This is a genomic window from Acidobacteriota bacterium (genome assembly GCA_026393675.1).
Classification (GTDB): Bacteria; Acidobacteriota; Vicinamibacteria; order Vicinamibacterales; family JAKQTR01; genus JBAXOX01.
On the sequence record JAPKZQ010000045.1, the window covers coordinates 1 to 17,316 of the forward strand.

Genomic DNA, 17,316 nt, shown 5'->3' on the forward strand with positions numbered 1-17,316 from the left:
CTCCTGTACGAACGTCCCCACCGACTCGATGGCGCGGCGCAGGACCGACTCGGTGGAGACCTGCGCGAACTGCAGCTCGATCTTCCCGGTCTCGAGCCGCTCCAGATCGAGGATGTCGTTGATGAGCGCGATCAGCCGAACGGCGTTGCGCTCGGCGATGGCCACGACCTCGACAACTTCGTCGGACAGCGCGCCAACCGCGCCCGAGGCCAGCAGGCCGAGCGACCCTCTGATCGACGTGAGCGGTGTCCGCAACTCGTGGCTCACCGTTGAGAGGAACCCCTGCTTGAGCCGCTCGACTTCCTTGAGCCGCTCGACCGTCTGCTCCGCCACGGACTTGGCGCTCTCCAGTTCGACGTTTTTCTCCTGAAGCATCTGCTCGATGTGTTTGCGCTCCGTGACGTCGCGCGCTGCGGCGAACACGCCCTGCAGCCTCCTGTTCCGGTCGTAGAAGGTGGTCGCATTGTAGGACACCACCGTGGTCTTGCCGTCCCTGGCGCGCGCGGTGAGCTCATAGTTGGTGACCTTCTTTTCGCTCAGCACCAGCTTGATGGCCGCCTCGGCCCGCTCCGGATCGGTAAAGTGCTTCTTGAACGGCGCGCCGATCAGCTCGTCGCGCGTGCACCCGGTGAGCGCCTCCATCTGTTTGTTGACGTCGGTGATGATACCGGCCGGATCGGTGGTCATGATCGCGTCGATGTTGGACTCGATGAGCGAGCGCGTGTAGAACTGCTGGTCGCGCAACCGCTGATCGAGCAGCTTCTGCTCGGCTTCGACCTGCTTGCGCGCGGTTGCTTCGGTCTCCCTCCGAACGAGCTTCTCGCGGATACGGCGGTTCTCATCCTCGAAGTGTTTGCGGCGGAGCTGAGCGCGCAAGCGGGCCTTGAGAACGTCGAAGTCGGCGGACTTGGCAATGTAGTCGTCGGCGCCGGCGTTGATGCCTTCGATCATCGCATGCCGATCGTCGCGCGCCGTGAGCATCACGAGGGGGATGTCGCGCCATTCGGCTCGCTGTTTGATGCGCCTGCACGTGTCCTGGCCGGACAATCCAGGCATGATGAGGTCGAGCAGAATGCAGTCCACCGGCTGAGCCGCGAGGAGTTCCAGCGCCTCCTCTCCGGACGCTGCCAGGACCACATCGTAACCTTCCTGGCGAAGCTGGCTTCCGAGCTCCTGAAGGTAGGTGATGCTGTCGTCGACGGCGAGCAGGCGGTTGGGGCCGAGGAGGCTCGGGCTCGTCTCGCCACCGGTAGCAATCGCGTCCGCTTGCGTGAGCGTCCGCGCCCGCGCAACGACCTGTCCGAGGTCGTAGGGTTTGCCGATATACTCTTCGGCGCCCGCGCCCATCCCTCGGACGCGGTTCTTGACCTCGGCCTCGGTGGAAAGCAGCAGCACCGGGATTTGGGCTGTCGCCGGCGAGCTCCTCAGCTCTTTGAGAAAATCGAGCCCATCCCCGTCTGGCAGCAGGATATCGAGGACGACCAGCACAGCGCCTTCACGGGCGAGCGCCTCTCTCGCGCTTCGAAGGTCGGCGCACAGAACCGTGTCGAAGCCGGCCGACTGGAGGGCTTCGCCGATGTCCATTCGCACCGTCAGGCTGTCGTCCACGATGAGGACCCGTGGCCTCACATCCGCCTCCCTGTGTCCGCACCGCGGGCCAGCGCGCCAAGCACCGGCGCAATCTTCTCCAGAGGAAGGACCTGCTCGGCCGCTCCGAGAAGGATCGCTTCCCTCGGCATGCCGAACACCACCGACGTCGCTTCGTCCTGGGCGATCGTCCTTCCGCCAGTACGCCGTATGGCCAAGAGGCCCTCGGCTCCATCCCTGCCCATTCCCGTGAGGAGGCAGGCCGCACAGTCGGCACCGAGCTCCTGCGCCAGGGAAGCGAAGAGAACATCGACCGACGGTCGGCAGGAGTGTCGTTCTGGATCTTGAGTGAGCCGGAGCTTACCCTGGCGGAGCACGAGGTGGCTGTCGGGAGAAGCCATCAGCACTCTCCCCTCTCCGAAAGGAGGGAGAGGATCGCCATCGGCCGCGTAGGCAACGCGGACGGGGCTCTGCCCATCGAGCCAGTCGGCGAAGGCGGGGGCGAAGAGCTTCCCGATATGGATGACCAGGAGAATGGGGAGCGGGAAGCCGTGGGGCAACCCGCGCAAAATTTCGACGAGCGCCGCTGGCCCGCCCATGGAGACCCCAATCGCGACGGCGCGCAGACGACCCTCTCGCTGCAGCGCCTGGCGTTGCGCCACGGGCGCAGCGAGCGCCGTGGCGCGGGGAGCGGCCTCAATCGAAGCAGGGCCACCCGGCGGCTGTCCCATGGGGCCAAGTCGGGCCCGTGGATGCGTGATGACCTTGATCCGCGAGATGAGCTTGACGGTGGAGACGAGCTTCTGTTCCCAGGCATCGTCGGGCTCGCTTCCCAGAGGCTTGTCGAGCACATCCAGGGCGCCGGCCGCCAGGGCTTCGTACGTCTTGAAGCGCTCTCCCCGGTTCGTCGAGGCGGACACGATGAGAATCGGCGTCGGGCAGTAGGCCATGATGAATTCCGTGGCCGCCAGACCGCTCATCACGGGCAGCATCATGTCCAAGGTGACGACGTCCGGTCGCAGGTGCTGGCACAGCTCGATTCCGCGCTTGCCGTCGTCGGCTTCGCCAACGATTTCGATGTCAGGATCGGCGGCGAGCACCTCCAATATGCGCTTTCGGACCGTCAGGGAATCCTCGACCACCAGGACACGTGTCTTCGCCATGGCTATCCGATCAGTGTTCGAATGGTCTGCAGGAGCTGTCCCTGGTCGAATTCGCCCTTGACGATGTAGGCCCGAGCGCCGATCTGCTCTCCTCGCCGCCGGTCCTCCACGGCATTCCTGGAGGTGACCATGATGGCGGGGATATCGCGCAACGCCGCGTCGGACCGGGTCTGAGCCACAAACTCGAAGCCGTCCATGCCGGGCATCTCGATATCGACGATGAAGAGGCTGTAGCGACGATCGTGAGCCTTCGTGAGTGCCTCCTCGGCCGAGACGGCGAGCTCGACCTCGTAGCCCGCTGATTCCAAGATGCTCTGCTCCAGCATTCGGGTCGTCAGCGAGTCGTCGATGACGAGGACCGGTGCCCGCCGCGGGTCGGCTTTCTCGGAAGCCGCGCCGCGACCGCGCTCGGCGGCCGCCACGAGGCCTCCTGGGTCCAGCACGAGCTGAGGATTGCCCTCGGCATCCAGAGAGGCGCCCGAGACCACTGGATCGGCCTCGACCACGCCGGGAAGCGCCCGCATCACGATGTTGGAGGTGCCGAGCAGCCTGTCAACTCCGACCGCGACGCGTCGGTTCCCGGCTTGGACGACCACGGCCGACCAGGCGCCACGGTGCCGGCCGGCCGAGCCCGGGCGCCGGAGCATCTGGTCGAGCGGCAAGAAGGGGATGACGCTGCCCTCGTGGACAATCGAGTCGCTCTCCGCTGAGCGCGCGATCTCTGAATCGCGAACTCGAAGCGTCTGCCGTACGGCGTCGAGCGGGATCGCAGCCAGCGCGCCTGCCGCCTCGACGACGAGCCCATGCAGCGATGCGATGGAAATCGGAACCCGGATCTCAACCGTCGTACCACGCCCCAGCTCGCTTCGAATGCTCATTTCTCCTTTCAGCCGGGACGTGGTCGCCCGCACGACATCCAGGCCTATTCCTCTTCCCGACAATTCGGTGACGTCGTTTGACGTCGTGAGTCCGCCGGTGCCAAGCAGCGCGATTACCTTGTCTGCCGGTAGGGACTTCGCCTCGGATGCGGGCACGAGCCCTCGGGCCACTGCGGCCCTTCTGACCGCCTCCACGTCGATGCCCCGTCCGTCGTCTCTGCACACGAAAGACACCCGACCGCCGCGCCGCTTGACCTCCAGCCGCACCTGCCCGGTCGGGGACTTCCCGAGCGCGACACGCTCGGCCTCGGTTTCCACACCGTGCGCGACCGCGTTGCGCACCACGTGCATGAGCGCATCCCGCAGCGACGCCAGCACGTTCGTGTCGAGGCGCACGTCGCCGCCCGAAGCCTCGAACGCGACGCGCTTGCCGAGCGTCTGGGCTGCGTCGCGCACGGAGCGATCGAGCGACGGAAACACGGTCTGAGCCGGGATCAGCCGAAGTCGATGCGCGACGTCGCGAATCTCGGCGAGCTTCCCATCGATGCGCTCGAGGTCTACAGCAAGGCTGCGCTGAAAGTGATCGAGGCTCGACCGCAGTTCCTCCGCGAGGGAGCGCGCGCGGACCATGCCCGGAGAGCCTCCGGCCCCGTTCTCACCGGGACGCGCGGCGAGCAGATCCAGAAGTAGGCTCGTCAAATCACGAAGGCGGTCGGCGGCACCGAGTCCCTTGCGTACGGCGCCGAGCTGCACACCAGCCTCAGTAACCGTGCGAAGCAGCGAGTCCATCTCCCGGATCTCAACCCGCAAGGTTTCGAGTGGCTCCTCGGCCGGCGGGTGAGCAGGGCCGGCGGCCGCGACGTCGTTCGCGGGTTCGAGGGCCGAAAGACGCGAGGTGATCTCGTCCAAGAGGCCCAGCATCTCGCTCCCTTGCTCCTTGGACAGGGGCTGTCCGGCCTCACGATGGGTCGTCAGAATGCCTTCGACCGTGTGCGCCAGCTCGGCGATCCCAGGCTGCTTGACCACACGAGCGGCGCCTTTGAGCGTATGCGCCAGGCGCAGCAGGCGAGGCACGACCTCGGGCGCTGGGGAGGCTTTCTCGAGCTGCAGGATTCCCTGCGTCAGCCCATCGAGGAGTTCCCGCGCCTCGACACGGAAATACGTGTACGGATCCTTCGCCATTCGGCTACGCGCTCGCCTGCGGCTGGATCAGCCGCATCAGGTCCCGTGAAAGGTTGGTGAGCTCGGACGCTGTCTGCAGCGTCTGGCTCGAGCTGGTCTCTGTCTCCCTGGTCGCCTGCGCGACGTTGGAGACGGCGATGTTGACCTGCTCAACCGCCGTCGACTGCTGTTTCGTACTGAGTTCGATCTCTCGAGCCGCCTCGGTGGTCGTACTCACGAGGCTTACGATCTGCCTGAAGGCTGTTGCCACCTCCGAGAACTGACGCGCGCCCGCATCAACAGCCTTGGTCCCGCCCTCGGTGGTCATCACGGTCGTATTGACGGCGCCGCGGATCTCATCGATGAGCCCACGGATCTCCTTGGTGGAACCACCGACACGATCGGCGAGCTTTCGAATTTCGTCCGCGACCACGGCAAAACGCTTGCCGGCCTCCCCGGCACCAGCGGCTTCGATGGTCGCGTTGATGGCCAGGATGTTCGTCTGTTCTGCGAGCTCGTTGATGATTTCGAGAATGCCGCCGATCTGCTGGGACTTCTTCCCGAGGGCGAGTATGTGGGTCACGATGAGGTCGACCTGTCGTTTGATGCCTCCGATCGAGTCGTTGGCCTTCGAAACCGTCTGCTCTCCGGAGCGCGCCCCCTTGGCCGTTTCCTCGGCGATGTGGGCCACGCGTTGGGCGCTCTCGGCGATCTGTTTCGACGTCGCGAGCAGCTCGCTCATCGTCGTCGTAATCTCGTTCATGGCCGTCGCCTGCTCCTTTGCGCCTGTCGCCTGCTGATTGGCTGCGGCCTGCAACTCCGAGGACGAACTCTGGACGTGCTGGACGGCGGACCCGATCTGCCGCGAGAGGGTCCGCGTCAGCACCAGGGCGATCCCGATCGCGAGGAGAAGCGCCGCAAAGGTGACGGTGCCCACTGCGGTCGTGGCGGACGAGGCTGTATCCGTCGCGGCCTTCTTGTTCTCATCAAGGAGACGTTGCTCGAAGGCCGCGAATGAGGAGACGGACTGGTCGAGGGCCTCCCGCTTCGGTAGGACCTCGCTGTCGAAGGCTCGGCTCACGGCGTCGAGCGCGGCGTCGGTCTTCCGAAGGGCGATAACGCGGTCGAACGCAGCCTGGTATTCTGGTTCGGCGCGCTCCACATCGTCGACCAGACGCTTGCCCTCGTCCGTATAGACAGTCGTCTTCAGGCGCGTGATGGTCGCGGCGAAGTCAGCCTGCGCGGACTTCATCTGTTCAACGAATCGTTCGTCGCGCGTCAGCAGGTACCCTCGTGAGGCACCGCCTCTTCGTTCGGTGGTGCCGCGGAGCTTCTCCGCGTCGACGAGGTTATGTGCATTGACCTCGAGGACACGATCCTTGCTCGCCACGACGGTCTTCAGCGCGTACACACCGATGGCGCTGATGAGTATCGACAGCACGACGACGACGGCGAAGCCGGCCGCGATCTTCTTTCCAAATGTCCACGAACGAGCCATTGTTCACTGCTCCTTTGCCAGCCGGTGATGACCGATGCGATTCCGGATTGTTGCCACGACGAGTGGAATGCTGATCACCGCGCGAACTCCAGCCTCCGTGCTCGCGACCTGGTTCACGTATTGGCGTGTGGCGCGAAGGTTCTCGTCCGCATGGAGCGAGGACTTCGGAAGTCGCAAGTAACCCTCGAAATCGGAGAAGGCCAGGGCGATGGGTTCCTCCGCTCCGCAGAGGATCATCCACCGTGGCGAACCGGGGGCTTGTCCGTAGCCGAGGATCGACGCCAGGCCGAACACCGAGACGACGCCACCGCGGATGCCCGCCAGACCGAGCAGGTCGAGGGTGACAGCGGGGACGGGGACCACCTTGCGTCCCGCTACCATCCCGGCGATATCGCGAAGACGAATGGCGTAGGGATCGCCCGCCACGCGAATCGTGAGAAGGTCTTCGACCTCCTGCAACGCCTGTGGCGGTGGCAAGGCGAACGACAGGTCGAACGCTTGACGAAGCTCGGCGGCCTTGCTTTCGACGACTGGGGTCTCGTTCATCCTTCACCCCCAGCGGCGCGTAGCTCCGTACGACAGAGCTGCAGGAGCGTGTCCCGAGAGAATCCGCCCCCGAACAGAAGAAGTCGCGAGGCATCCTCACGGGCGAGGAGGATCAACGCCTGCCCAAGTTCACGCTGCGCGGTCGCGGCGTCGCCCGAGCGCTTGGCCATGATTCCCAGGTGAAGGTGGGGCATTGCAAAACCGGCGTCGAGATAGATGGCGGTCTGACCGTGCTCGATTGCGCCGGTCGAATCGCTGGCATGTTCGCGGCAGAGTGCCATGAGGTAATGAGCGCCTGCGTTGAGCTCATCGAGAGCGAGGAGACGGCTGCAGACTTCCTCGGACTCATCGAGCCTGCCGTTGTTCGTGAGCAGGACCGCTCGCAGGAGCAACGCGTCGGGGTCCTCATGGGAGTCCGGGGGTAACGAGCAGATCAGTTCCAGCGCGTCCGAAAAGCGTTCCTGCCTCACCGCCTCGAGCACGAGCCCCAAGTCCCACGTGCGCGCGGCAGCCGTCGAGGCGGCCTGATCGGCGGGGGTGGTGCGCGACGGGTCTTGGTCCGACGAACGAGCTCGGCCAGCGGCCAGAGTGGCGATTCGTTCCGAGGCTCGTTGAATGACGTCGACCCAGGACGCCGTCGATTCGACGACCGCGGGGAGCGAATCCTCTGCTTGCTCCCTGGACGGTCCTACCCATGTTGCCGTTGCGACCACAGGCTCGGAGGCCTTACGCCGCCGGTAGTAGAACGTGTCGTGCGTATGGCAAAGATGGAACTCCTGCGTGAGCCCCCGAAGTGTTTCCGCGTGGCCCAGGAAGAAAAATCCGCCCGGAAGCAGCGCCTGGGTGATGCGGCGCACGACGTCACGTGATTTGTCGGGCGTGAAGTACATGAGAACGTTTCGACAAAAGACGACGTCGCAGGCGAGCGACTGCCAGAACAGAGGGTCTTCATCGACGAGGTTACGCTCCTCGAAGGTCACCATCTTCTGGATTACAGGAGCGAGCACAAAGTCCGGACCGTCTGCCCGAAAGTAGCGGCGCTTGGTGTCCTCCGAGGTCGCCCGAAGCGACCAGGCGGAGTAGCGGGCCTGGGTCGCCTTCGCGAGGACCGCCGGGTTGACGTCGATGCCGATGATCTTTACATCCCAGGATGCGAGGTCGGGCAACGCCTCGCGCAAAAGGACGGCCAACGAATACGGCTCCTCGCCCGAGGCACATCCAGCCGAGAGGATGCGAAGTCGCTTCTCCTGGGTCTTGGCGCGAATCCGCTCGGGAAGAACAATCTCGGCAAACGCCCGGAAGTTGTCGGCGTTGCGGAAAAAGAACGTCTCGCTGACCGTGAGCTGCTCGGCGAGCGCCCGAAACTCGTCGGAGCCCTTGGGCGAAGAAATCAGACGCTCGAGGTAGGACTCGAAGCGGGCGCTGCCCACCAACTCCATACCTTGACGCGCGACCTCGGCGAGGTAGTCGAGCTTTCCGTCCTCGTACTGCAGCCCGAGACGGCGCGCGACGATGGTCCGAAACTGCTCGACGTCGGTTCGGTCGAGAACCGGCGTCATCGCGTCGCCTCCCCCGCCGCGAGGGTTGTCCAGACTTCATCGGGAACGATGCGCGCAGCACGAAGCACAATGAGGAGCTGCGCGTCGCGCGCGCCGATCGCCTCGATGAGGTCGGCGGCGACATCTCGCAGAATCGGCGGCAACTCTTCAAGCTGGGCCGAATCCAGGTTTCTCAAGCCGACAACGCCATCCACGCCGATGGCCATCCGCCGCTCTCCTAGCTTCAGGGTCACAAAGCGACCGTAGGTTGCGCTGTTTTCGCCGTTCTCCAAGAGCGCCTTAAGGTCGACGACGGGAGTCGGCGCGCCACGGATCACTGACACGCCCCGGACGAAACCTGGCGTCCCGGCAACGGGCTCGATCGGGAGAGGGCGCATTGTCTCCGCCACGTGGTGCAGCGGGATGGCACAGGTATGCGCGCCAACCGTGACGACAAGCATCGGGCTTCTCTCCGAGGCGCGGACGGTCACTTGGCTCTCCGCCTTCTCGAACGCTTCGCTTCCTTCTTGGCGCCTGCCGCATCCGGCTGACGACGCCCCTTAAGCCAGCTCCAGCTCGGCCTCGCGAAAGCGCCAGACCCAGCCCACCTTGAAGGCAGGAATTCGACTACTCTGCGCCAACCGGTAGGCAGCCTTATCCATCCGCGATCTCCTAACGGCTGAGCCTGCTCAGCACAGAAGGACGCTGAGGGCTGGGATCTCGATAAGCCATGGCGATTTCGTCGGTGACACGGTTGAGGCGTGAGTCGAGCGAGCAGCCGCCGCGCAGGAGCGCCGTGGCGACGACCGGGCCAGGTCCGCGTTGCTGCGGCGCGGCAGCAACACGTCGGCACGATGCGACTCAGATCTGGTGCTGACACGACGAGAACGAGTAGTCTTCGGCAAGCGAGGGTCCTCCGAAACGTGGTTGGCTTCGCAACCGCCACGGTATCCAGAACGGCCCTCGTGCGCAAGCTTTCTGTCGTCACGTCACGCAAGTGATTAAAATGATCCAAGTTTCAGACGCACCTTAAGAGTCCACGGATGAAGCTATGAGCAGTAATTCGCGAGGCGCTCGACCGCGGCCGAGGTCGGGAGAGGAGGGCAGAACGACCAATTCGAATCGTCGAAAGCTTGCGCTCGCGTGAGGGATGAACGCGTCGTTTTACGCGGTCGGTGCAAACGTCGTGCATTCGATCTTGGAGGTCGTTCTGCATTTTCCGCCCGCCGTCCTGCAGCGCCCGGCGCAATTCCGCGTCCCGCCTGACGGGCGTCTTGCTCATTCACTCCTGCGCCACGAAGTATGTTGGACCCGACCGCGAGCCGCTGTTCCTTTGTGCACACCCGCATTTCTCACTGGCGCGTAACGTGTTTTGATTAGCGTAAGGCCAACGACGACCTGAAGTCGGGCAACGTCTGGCTGGTCAGGAGGGCAACGGGGAGATGGTCACCTGTCTCCTCATGGGCAGAAAGACGCTGACTGTCCCCAGATGAGGAGTGTGTCGCGATGACACCACAGAGTGGCGCAAAACAGGAGGACAAGATTGTCGTCCACGTGGACGCCAATCTGCAAGAGCTTATACCCGGATGACGATAGGAAGCATTGAACGAACCCGCTTCGCGGGGATTCCTCTCGCCGCACTCGACTCTACGGTCGCTCGTCCTCTGTGATCGACGCTCGCGTCGCGTCCTTCGTCTCCACCGCCCCAACGGCGCCGGCAAGACGACAACGCTCCATTGCTTGATCGGCCTGCTCGTTCCGGAGGCAGGTGCCATCACCATCTTCGGCCGCCCCAACCACCCCGACGACCCACGCTGGCGCCAGGACATCGGCGTGGTCGGCGAGGAAAGCGGCTTCTTCCTGCGCTGGACGGTCGAAGAAAACCTCCGCTTTGTCGGGCGCTTCCAGCCCAACTGGTCGGACCGGCGCGCACGAGGCATGGCCGAACGGTTCAACCTACCCATGAACAAGCGGGTCAACGAGCTGTCCAAGGGAAACAAGGCAAAGCTCGCCATCGTCGCGGCCTTGGGTCACGCCCCGCGCTTGTTGATCCTTGACGAGCCGACCGCCGGCCTCGATCCGATCGTCCGCGCCGAGCTGCTCGACATGTTGTGGGAACTGCAGGAGGACGGTGAGCACGCGATCTTCTACTCGACCCACGTGCTCTCCGACATCGAAAGGCTGGCCGACGAGCTGGTCTTTCTCTCCGACGGCCAGGTCATTCAGCGCACCGCCAAGGACGACCTCGTCGAATCGTGGCGACGGATCTCCTTTCGCCTGGCCGCCGACGCTGCGCTGTCGTTGCCCGGCGTCATCGACCGCCGCCAGGTCCGGCTCGAACACCAGGTCACCAGCCGCGACTACCAGGCCACCCTAGAAGTCCTCCGCGGCTTGGGCGCAGAGGCCATCGAGCACGCGCGCATGAGCATCGACGAGAGGTGGCGCGGGCCCGAGCCCTGACGCCGATGGCCATGCTCGTGGTCGGTGCCGCCGTCGCATTTTCCGGCACTGCGCTGGGCTACCTGGCACTCGGACAACGGCTCGATGTCGACCGCGTCCTCTCCCCCGTCGCCTTCGCCGCCCAACTCGCGCCCTTTGTCCAACTGGTTTTGCTCACCAACGAGATCAAGGTCGCCCACGCGGAGGCTCGGCGGGGCGACGCGCTGGTGGCCATCGGCGCGGTCGGCGCCGGCTTTGCCATCCCGCTTGCCGCCAACCTTTCCGGGCTTCTTGCTCGCCCCGTGGCGGCTTTGCTCGCAGTCGCCGTCGGCGCTGTCCTCACCTGCCTCGCCTCAACGCTCTACCAGCGCCGCAACAGCCTGGTCGAATAGAGGACACCATGAACGAACGATCCGACACTCGCGCAAATCCCATCGACAAGCCGGCGGCGACGGTCTCCGTGTGGGCGTTGATCGGTCTGACCCTGCGCTACAACCGCAGGATGATGGTGATCTCCTACGGCACCGCATTGCTGCTTGCGGCCGTCATTCAAGCCGTCGTCACCATCGTCGACCGTCAACAAAACACCGTCATCTTCTTGATGGCAGCAGTGTTATGCGTGTCAGCGTCGATGCTAGTTGGCATCACCATCAACGCCAACGAGGTCAGCGAAAAGCGCCGGCGCGGTCGAGAAGGGCGCGGTGTGGGCCGCGGCCCGTATCCCGCCGGGCCACGTGGGCGTGAGTGCTAACCGTCCGCGCATCCCCGAGCTCAAGCTCGCGGACAAAGACAACTACATGGCCTCCGAGAACGTCTTCCAGGTGGCCAAGGACCTGGGCTGGTGGAAGGAGGGCGAACCCTTCGTCTTCCACAAGGCCTACGGCGGCGGCGGGTCGCTTGGCAGCACGCGCCGCGAATGGCGGGTGCTGAGCACGATGGCGCCGTCGCTCAAGCTCGACCCAAGCTCGACCAGTCAGCCCTCGACGCGGCGTGGCGACACGCTGCGTCGGGGTCACCGCGATTTGCCGTGGAGGCCGGTCACGGCGTTTGTTTGCACGTTCATCGAGGTGGGCGAAGCGCCCGATGTCAGCGTGCGGCTCCGGCAGTCCCCCTGAGGCGCGTGCTAGGCCGTGCGACCCAACGGCGCACCGATTCCCCGCCACGGCTTGATCTTCTGCAGCGTCTTCGCGAGAACCTCCTCGGCGACCTCCGTGTCGTAGGCCACTTGAGCACGAAGCCAGTAGCCGTTGGACAGACCGAAGAATCTGCACAGGCGCAAGTCGGTGTCCGCGGTGATGGAGCGCTTGCCAGCGACGATTTCACCGATGCGCTGAGCCGGGACATCGATCTGCTTGGCGAGGCGGTACTGCGAGATTCCCATCGGGTCGAGGAACTCCTGCAGAAGCAACTCGCCAGGCGTCACGGGCTTGAGCTTTGCCATCGTCATCACCTCTAGTGGTAGTCCACGATCTCGACGTCTTCGGCGCCCGCAGCCGTCCAGCGGAAGCAGACTCGGTATTGGTCGTTGATACGGATGCTGTGTTGACCGGCGCGATCACCCTTGAGCGCCTCGAGTCGGTTGCCAGGAGGCACGCGAAGGTCGTCGATCCGGCCCGCAATCTGCAACTGCAGAAGCTTACGTCGCGCAACGGACTCGATGCCTACGAACCGCCTGACCCGCACCCCGTGCGCGATCCGCTGAGCGTCGACGTCCCCGAACGAGACGATCATGACCCCATAGTAACGCGTCGCATGATTAACGTCAAACGTGACTCCTGGCTGCTCTGGAAACATGGGACGCTGGCGTTCGCCGCTGGCCTACGCCGGGCGGCCCAGTCGATTGTGAGCGGAGATTCAGGCGTCCGGCGTCTTCTCCAACTCCACGGTGAGACCGTGCGAGCGAGGAGCCAGGACAACGTTCAGCTTTTCAAACCCGATAATCCTGCCATTACCGGGGTGCGCCTCGCCTGTTTAACATCAGGTCCCGCCTCAGGCGCCTTTGTCGCTCCTGGAGACGGTACCGCCGCCCAGGCACTGCCAGCCCAACCGCATCACCGGCGCGGCCATCAACACCAGCGCGATGGAGAACAACAGCCAGTTGAAACGCACCGGCAGCACGTTCGCAACGGCCGTCGCGCCGTGAGGCGCGGCGCGAAGTGTGTCGGCCATGAACACGTAGAGCGCCAGCACAATGCCTGCGGAGCTGAACGCCCAGGTCCAGGCATGCCGGGACGGGGTGCGCTGCGGCCGCTGACACTGGCTGGCAAGTGTGCCCCACACGATCATCAGCAGCGCGATCAGAACCGGCGCCAGCACGGGTCCCCACCACGGCAACGGCAGCAGAAACAGAACGTCCCAATCGAAGAGCGAATGCGGCCAGCCGCACATCACTTTCAGGAAGATGTAATAAGAGATGTCCCAGACACCGAAGGCCACCGCCGCATAACCGAGCCGGCTCCGCCACGTTTGCCCGGCGAGAAGGCCGACGGCCAGCAACATGACGAGCGTTGCCGCCTCGCGAACCAGTTCGGCGGGGCCGAATCCGCCGATCATCGGCAACGGGTCGGCCTGATACGGCTCAATGCGGTCCACCAGCGTGCGCAGGTAATACACGGCCGCCGCCTCGACCCACGCCATCGCGAGGGCGAAGGTCACGATGATCAACCAGCGAGCAAGATTGAATACACGTGTGTTCATGGTTTTCCGTTCGACCGGGCAATGATCCCAGTCGTTGTTCCACTTCAGTGATGACGTGCTCCGGTGTGGAGGTACCAGCCGTGATGCCGATGGTCTCCGCCCCGTCAGAGTATTCGGCCCGCAAATCGCTCGCCGTTTGGACGTGGTACACGCGCGAACACAAACGGCTGCACGTCGTGACCAGTTCGTGTGTGTTACTGCTGTGCGCCCCGCCGATGACGATGACCACATCACATTTGTGTGCCAACTCGATGGCCGCGTTTTGGCGGAGCTTGGTCGGCTGACAGACGGTGTCGATGAAACGGACTTCCGCGCGCGGGAACCGCCCGCGAATCAACTGCACGAGATGCCGCACCCGCTCGATGGGCTGTGTGGTTTGGGCGACGACGCCAAACCGCTCCCGCTCGCCAAGCCGCTGCACGTCCTCCTCCGAAAGGACCACGTCACATTCACCGAGGTCCTCCGTCATGCCACGCACTTCCACGTGATCGCGTCTGCCGATGATGACCGGGTGAAAGCCCTCGCGCACGACGTTCGCCGCCGCGCGATGCGCCACGTGGACGAGCGGGCAGGTGGCTTCAAGCACGTTCAAGCCGCGGCTGCGCGTCCGGCGGATAGCCCGTTCCGATGCGCCGTGCGCCGTGACCATCACCGTGTTTGTGCCGACGTCAGCCGCCTGCTGCGCAATGCGAACCCCCTCGCTCCGCAATTCGGCGAGCACACCCTCGTTATGAACCAGATCGCCGAGGATGGTGAGCGGTTCGTGTCGCGCCGTGTCGAGGGCGAGCGCGATCGCCTCCTTTACCCCGAAACACATGCCCAGATGTTCAGCGCGGATGATTCTCATGGTTGGTCTCGCCGGGCGGGTAGGAGGTTGCCGTCGCACCCTTCCTTGTGGCTGACGTGTTTGAACTTTGTATTACAAAGTATACGACCATGCGGGTCCATCTCGATCCACAGGTTTGCTATCTCGGCTTGTTCTGCTGGACGATCTCTTCCAGCAGGTTGACGTAGGTGGCAAACGCCTTCTTGCCCGCTGCGGTCAGCGAACAGGTCGTAAGGCGACGGTTTTTCGCGTAGGACTTGCTGACCGACACATAGCCGGATTCCTGGAGCGTGCGGATGTGCGTGGTCAGGTTGCCGTCCGTCATTTCGAGGGCGTTGCGCAATTCAGTGAACGACAGCTCCGGCGACGCGGCCAGCATGGACATGATGGCGAGCCGCCCTTTCTCGTGGATGACGCGATCGAGCTGGAGGACCGGTTCCGGGTTCACGCCGCGTTCTTTCCCTTTTCGGTCAGATACAGATATGCGCCATACGCCAGTTGCAGCGCGCCAAAGAACAGGCCCATCAGCAGATGGGGATTCAAGGGGAGCTCCTTTTGCGCGAGTGCTGTGAAGCACAGCAGGCCGCACGCGCCCGCAACAAACACCCATCCAAACAGCTTGATGCCTCTCGGCATGAAGAAACCCGCCGCGTGCAAGGCGCAGCCGTATAACAGCACCCAGAGGAATGACAGGGGCAGGACGAAACCCGCGCTGCCTTCCGCCAGGACAGACACCAGACCGATGCACATCCCGGTAGCGAGCGGCGGAAGCACGGCCTGTGCAACGCGGCGCGTAGGCGGGGACCAAAACGGTTCGTGGTCCTTGATGGCCTGCCGTCGCGCGATGAGAAGGGCGCCAGCGACGGCGACGGCGGCCGTGCCCAGCCAGAGTCCGCCAAAGGCTCGCATCGAATCCAGACGGAGTGAAAGCCCCGCCGTGGCGGCGGCCACGGCCAGCGCGCCGACAATGAGCATGATTGGCGCGAGCGCTCGACGATACAACGCGGAGCGCTCCATCAACGTGCGGATGGTCTGAAGCTGCTCGGCGGCCCAGTTCGTTTCCATGCCGTTGACTTTGTATCACAAAGTATAAACATGTCAAGCGCGATCTTTGTTGGAGTTCAGGCTTCAGCCTGTCTTTTGGAAGGGAATTGCCGACCGACCCCGAAACAAGCTGAAGCGAGTGTCCCGAGTCAGAGGTTCGCCGACATATTCCGGGCGGGGCATCCCGGCTGCCACCCCAACGCGGGTGCCACGTCGGGGGCCCCGGCCTCGCGGCGTTGCTCCTCCCTCAAATACTCCCGGTATTCTCGGTCGTCGCGCCTTGCGATCCGGGCGCCGCGCTCCGGACTATTTGTCACCGAACTTCTGACTCGGGACACTAGAAATAGTTCGTGTACCTGCCCCACAAATCGTCGGCGAGTTTCCAGTACGCCTCGACCGCGCCATTGGCGATCGCGTGCGAGTACTTCGTGAGGAACTCCCGCGCCTTCGCCGGATCCTGCTTGTAGAGGGCCACCGCCTCGGCTTCGATCCTCGCCTGATCCGCGTAGGCCTTCGCTTCGATCGGCCGCCACACCTTCTCGATGTCCATGACCATCGGCTGCCAGCGCAGGAATGCCAGCTGGCTGACTTGCCGGAAGGCCCACCAGGCGCAATCGCGGCGGAATTTCGCGCGGCCATCCACCATAAACGACGCGGGCATCTGCGAGATCCCGATGTAAAACGGCATGTGCGGGGTGGTCATCGGGTTGTCGTAGCCGAGCCACACCAGACCGCCGATCGGGCTTGGCAGCCAACCCCTCGACTGCGTGACCTGCAGGTAGGTGGAGCGCTTGCAGGCGATGGTGCGTTCCGACGGAATCCTGAACGCGTCCAGGTAGTCGTTGTTCATGAAGGGGTTCGCGATCGGGTTCTTCGTCGCCTTGCCCGACGCGTCGACCTTCATCAGCGTGCGCGTCATGTCGTACGGCGTGTCCTGGTAGGTGTCGCGGAAGATCTCGAAGACGTCATTAACCGACAGCTTCCGCTCGGCTTTTACCGAGACGGGGAAGTTCTCGGCGTTGGCGTCGAGCTTGAGCGACGGCGCGATTCTGCTGAGCGCCCGCCACTCGCGGCGCCGGCTGCCCATACTGGTGCGCCCACCGTAGGCGTAGCAGAACTCGAACTCTCCCCCGCCTGTCGGACTCCACCACCCCAGTTCCTGGGCCAGCGTCAGCACGTTGGCCGACGCCATGACGTGCTCTTTGTCGGCCAGGTTAAGGCGGCGGATCCGCGACGCGTTGGCCGACACCGAGACATGGTCGTCCGGGATGCGAACCGCTGCCCACACCGCGCCCTTCTTGCCCTTCCCCGGCCCGAGGATCTCGAACAGCCATGTCTCGTTCGGATCCGCGAAGGTGAACGCCTCGCCGGAGTCGGTGTAGCCGTACTGCTTCGTCAGCTCGTCCGCGATGCGAATCGCCTCGCGCGCGGTCTTGGCGCGCTCGAGTACGAGCCGATACAGCTCCGGGCAATCGATGATGCCGTTGTCGCTCTTGAGCTCGCGCTTCCCGCCAAAGGTCGTCTCGCCGATGGCGAGCTGGTGCTCGTTCATGATCGGGTAGGCGGCGTTCAGGAACTGATAGGTCTCAGCAACCTGTGGGATCTCGCCCGTCGGGATCCGATCCGTATCGTCGGGCCCTTTGGTCTCCTTCGGATCCAGCCACACGGTCGCCACCTCGCCCGGCTTGTGCTTCCGGTTCGGCTCCATCGTCATCCAGGTGCGGTCCGTCGTGCTGTCGCAGGAATGGGACGTGATGGTCGACCCGTCGATCGATGCCGCCTTGCCGACCAGGATGCTCGTGCAGCCCTCGCATTCGCACACAGGTCCGTCGACCGGTTGCTGGCGGGCGAAACCCGGCTGCAGACAGAGCAGCAAGGCGACCAGGGGGAGTGAGACGAGGAGGAACTTGCGCAGGCGTAAGGGACTGGCCATGGGAAG

The 17,316-nt window shown here is 64.2% G+C and carries 18 protein-coding genes; 4 read left to right on the forward strand and 14 right to left on the reverse strand.

Annotated features, from left to right (window positions below; all coding sequences use genetic code 11):
* The 7 genes from NT151_11480 to NT151_11510 form a co-directional block, all read right to left on the reverse strand.
* A partial coding sequence (locus tag NT151_11480; GenBank protein MCX6539535.1) for a response regulator occupies positions 1-1,629 on the reverse strand: 1,629 nt, incomplete at its 3' end.
* On the reverse strand, positions 1,626-2,750 hold the full coding sequence (gene cheB / locus NT151_11485) for a chemotaxis-specific protein-glutamate methyltransferase CheB (GenBank protein ID MCX6539536.1): 1,125 nt from the start codon (positions 2,748-2,750) through the stop codon (positions 1,626-1,628). The genes cheB and NT151_11480, both read right to left, overlap by 4 nt.
* A 2-nt stretch (positions 2,751-2,752) precedes the next feature.
* Positions 2,753-4,810 (reverse strand): response regulator, encoded by a 2,058-nt coding sequence (locus NT151_11490; protein MCX6539537.1) that lies wholly within the window; start codon positions 4,808-4,810, stop codon positions 2,753-2,755.
* Between the two features lie 4 nt (positions 4,811-4,814).
* Positions 4,815-6,287: a methyl-accepting chemotaxis protein gene (locus NT151_11495; GenBank protein ID MCX6539538.1), complete on the reverse strand. Its 1,473-nt coding sequence runs from the start codon at positions 6,285-6,287 to the stop codon at positions 4,815-4,817.
* A gap of 3 nt (positions 6,288-6,290) precedes the next feature.
* A complete protein-coding gene (locus NT151_11500) occupies positions 6,291-6,833 on the reverse strand; it encodes a chemotaxis protein CheW (protein ID MCX6539539.1) in 543 nt (180 codons plus the stop codon).
* Complete coding sequence (locus NT151_11505; protein ID MCX6539540.1) at positions 6,830-8,392, reverse strand: hypothetical protein; 1,563 nt, start codon at positions 8,390-8,392, stop codon at positions 6,830-6,832. The genes NT151_11500 and NT151_11505 overlap by 4 nt, the downstream gene beginning before the upstream one ends.
* On the reverse strand, positions 8,389-8,832 hold the full coding sequence (locus NT151_11510; GenBank protein ID MCX6539541.1) for a chemotaxis protein CheW: 444 nt from the start codon (positions 8,830-8,832) through the stop codon (positions 8,389-8,391). The genes NT151_11505 and NT151_11510 overlap by 4 nt, the downstream gene beginning before the upstream one ends.
* 1,141 nt (positions 8,833-9,973) lie before the next feature.
* Here NT151_11510 and NT151_11515 point away from each other — a divergent pair.
* The 4 genes from NT151_11515 to NT151_11530 are packed head-to-tail and all read left to right on the forward strand — an operon-like array spanning position 9,974 to position 11,925.
* Positions 9,974-10,831 (forward strand): ABC transporter ATP-binding protein, encoded by an 858-nt coding sequence (locus NT151_11515; GenBank protein ID MCX6539542.1) that lies wholly within the window; start codon positions 9,974-9,976, stop codon positions 10,829-10,831.
* Positions 10,810-11,202, forward strand: a complete 393-nt coding sequence (locus tag NT151_11520; protein MCX6539543.1) for a hypothetical protein — start codon at positions 10,810-10,812, stop codon at positions 11,200-11,202. Before NT151_11515 ends, NT151_11520 begins: the two co-directional genes overlap by 22 nt.
* Positions 11,203-11,210: 8 nt before the next feature.
* Complete coding sequence (locus tag NT151_11525; GenBank protein MCX6539544.1) at positions 11,211-11,561, forward strand: hypothetical protein; 351 nt, start codon at positions 11,211-11,213, stop codon at positions 11,559-11,561.
* Positions 11,551-11,925: a C69 family dipeptidase gene (locus tag NT151_11530; protein MCX6539545.1), complete on the forward strand. Its 375-nt coding sequence runs from the start codon at positions 11,551-11,553 to the stop codon at positions 11,923-11,925. The genes NT151_11525 and NT151_11530 overlap by 11 nt, the downstream gene beginning before the upstream one ends.
* Positions 11,926-11,933: 8 nt before the next feature.
* Here NT151_11530 and NT151_11535 read toward each other — a convergent pair whose 3' ends face one another.
* The 7 genes from NT151_11535 to NT151_11565 all read right to left on the reverse strand — a co-directional run bounded on the left by NT151_11535 (position 11,934) and on the right by NT151_11565 (position 17,310).
* Positions 11,934-12,251 carry a HigA family addiction module antitoxin gene (locus NT151_11535; protein ID MCX6539546.1) on the reverse strand — a complete coding sequence of 106 codons (318 nt, stop codon included), beginning with the start codon at positions 12,249-12,251 and terminating at the stop codon, positions 11,934-11,936.
* Between the two features lie 11 nt (positions 12,252-12,262).
* Positions 12,263-12,541, reverse strand: a complete 279-nt coding sequence (locus NT151_11540) for a type II toxin-antitoxin system RelE/ParE family toxin (protein ID MCX6539547.1) — start codon at positions 12,539-12,541, stop codon at positions 12,263-12,265.
* A 258-nt stretch (positions 12,542-12,799) separates the two neighbouring features.
* Positions 12,800-13,423: a hypothetical protein gene (locus NT151_11545; GenBank protein MCX6539548.1), complete on the reverse strand. Its 624-nt coding sequence runs from the start codon at positions 13,421-13,423 to the stop codon at positions 12,800-12,802.
* The gene (ispH, locus tag NT151_11550) at positions 13,389-14,354 is read right to left on the reverse strand and encodes a 4-hydroxy-3-methylbut-2-enyl diphosphate reductase (protein ID MCX6539549.1); all 966 of its coding nucleotides are present in this window, start codon (positions 14,352-14,354) and stop codon (positions 13,389-13,391) included. Before ispH ends, NT151_11545 begins: the two co-directional genes overlap by 35 nt.
* A 118-nt stretch (positions 14,355-14,472) precedes the next feature.
* A complete protein-coding gene (locus tag NT151_11555) occupies positions 14,473-14,781 on the reverse strand; it encodes a transcriptional regulator (protein MCX6539550.1) in 309 nt (102 codons plus the stop codon).
* A complete protein-coding gene (locus NT151_11560) occupies positions 14,778-15,398 on the reverse strand; it encodes a hypothetical protein (protein MCX6539551.1) in 621 nt (206 codons plus the stop codon). Before NT151_11560 ends, NT151_11555 begins: the two co-directional genes overlap by 4 nt.
* Before the next feature lie 316 nt (positions 15,399-15,714).
* Positions 15,715-17,310, reverse strand: a complete 1,596-nt coding sequence (locus tag NT151_11565; GenBank protein ID MCX6539552.1) for a C69 family dipeptidase — start codon at positions 17,308-17,310, stop codon at positions 15,715-15,717.
* Positions 17,311-17,316 lie beyond the last annotated feature (6 nt).

Coding starts and splice junctions, on each gene's coding strand:
- cheB (MCX6539536.1), bottom strand. CDS start 2,750: ATGGCGAAGACACGTGTCCTGGTGGTCGAGGATTCCCTGACGGTCCGA.
- NT151_11490 (MCX6539537.1), bottom strand. CDS start 4,810: ATGGCGAAGGATCCGTACACGTATTTCCGTGTCGAGGCGCGGGAACTC.
- NT151_11495 (MCX6539538.1), bottom strand. CDS start 6,287: ATGGCTCGTTCGTGGACATTTGGAAAGAAGATCGCGGCCGGCTTCGCC.
- NT151_11500 (MCX6539539.1), bottom strand. CDS start 6,833: ATGAACGAGACCCCAGTCGTCGAAAGCAAGGCCGCCGAGCTTCGTCAA.
- NT151_11505 (MCX6539540.1), bottom strand. CDS start 8,392: ATGACGCCGGTTCTCGACCGAACCGACGTCGAGCAGTTTCGGACCATC.
- NT151_11510 (MCX6539541.1), bottom strand. CDS start 8,832: ATGCTTGTCGTCACGGTTGGCGCGCATACCTGTGCCATCCCGCTGCAC.
- NT151_11525 (MCX6539544.1), top strand. CDS start 11,211: ATGAACGAACGATCCGACACTCGCGCAAATCCCATCGACAAGCCGGCG.
- NT151_11535 (MCX6539546.1), bottom strand. CDS start 12,251: ATGGCAAAGCTCAAGCCCGTGACGCCTGGCGAGTTGCTTCTGCAGGAG.
- NT151_11540 (MCX6539547.1), bottom strand. CDS start 12,541: ATGATCGTCTCGTTCGGGGACGTCGACGCTCAGCGGATCGCGCACGGG.
- ispH (MCX6539549.1), bottom strand. CDS start 14,354: ATGAGAATCATCCGCGCTGAACATCTGGGCATGTGTTTCGGGGTAAAG.
- NT151_11560 (MCX6539551.1), bottom strand. CDS start 15,398: ATGGAAACGAACTGGGCCGCCGAGCAGCTTCAGACCATCCGCACGTTG.
- NT151_11565 (MCX6539552.1), bottom strand. CDS start 17,310: ATGGCCAGTCCCTTACGCCTGCGCAAGTTCCTCCTCGTCTCACTCCCC.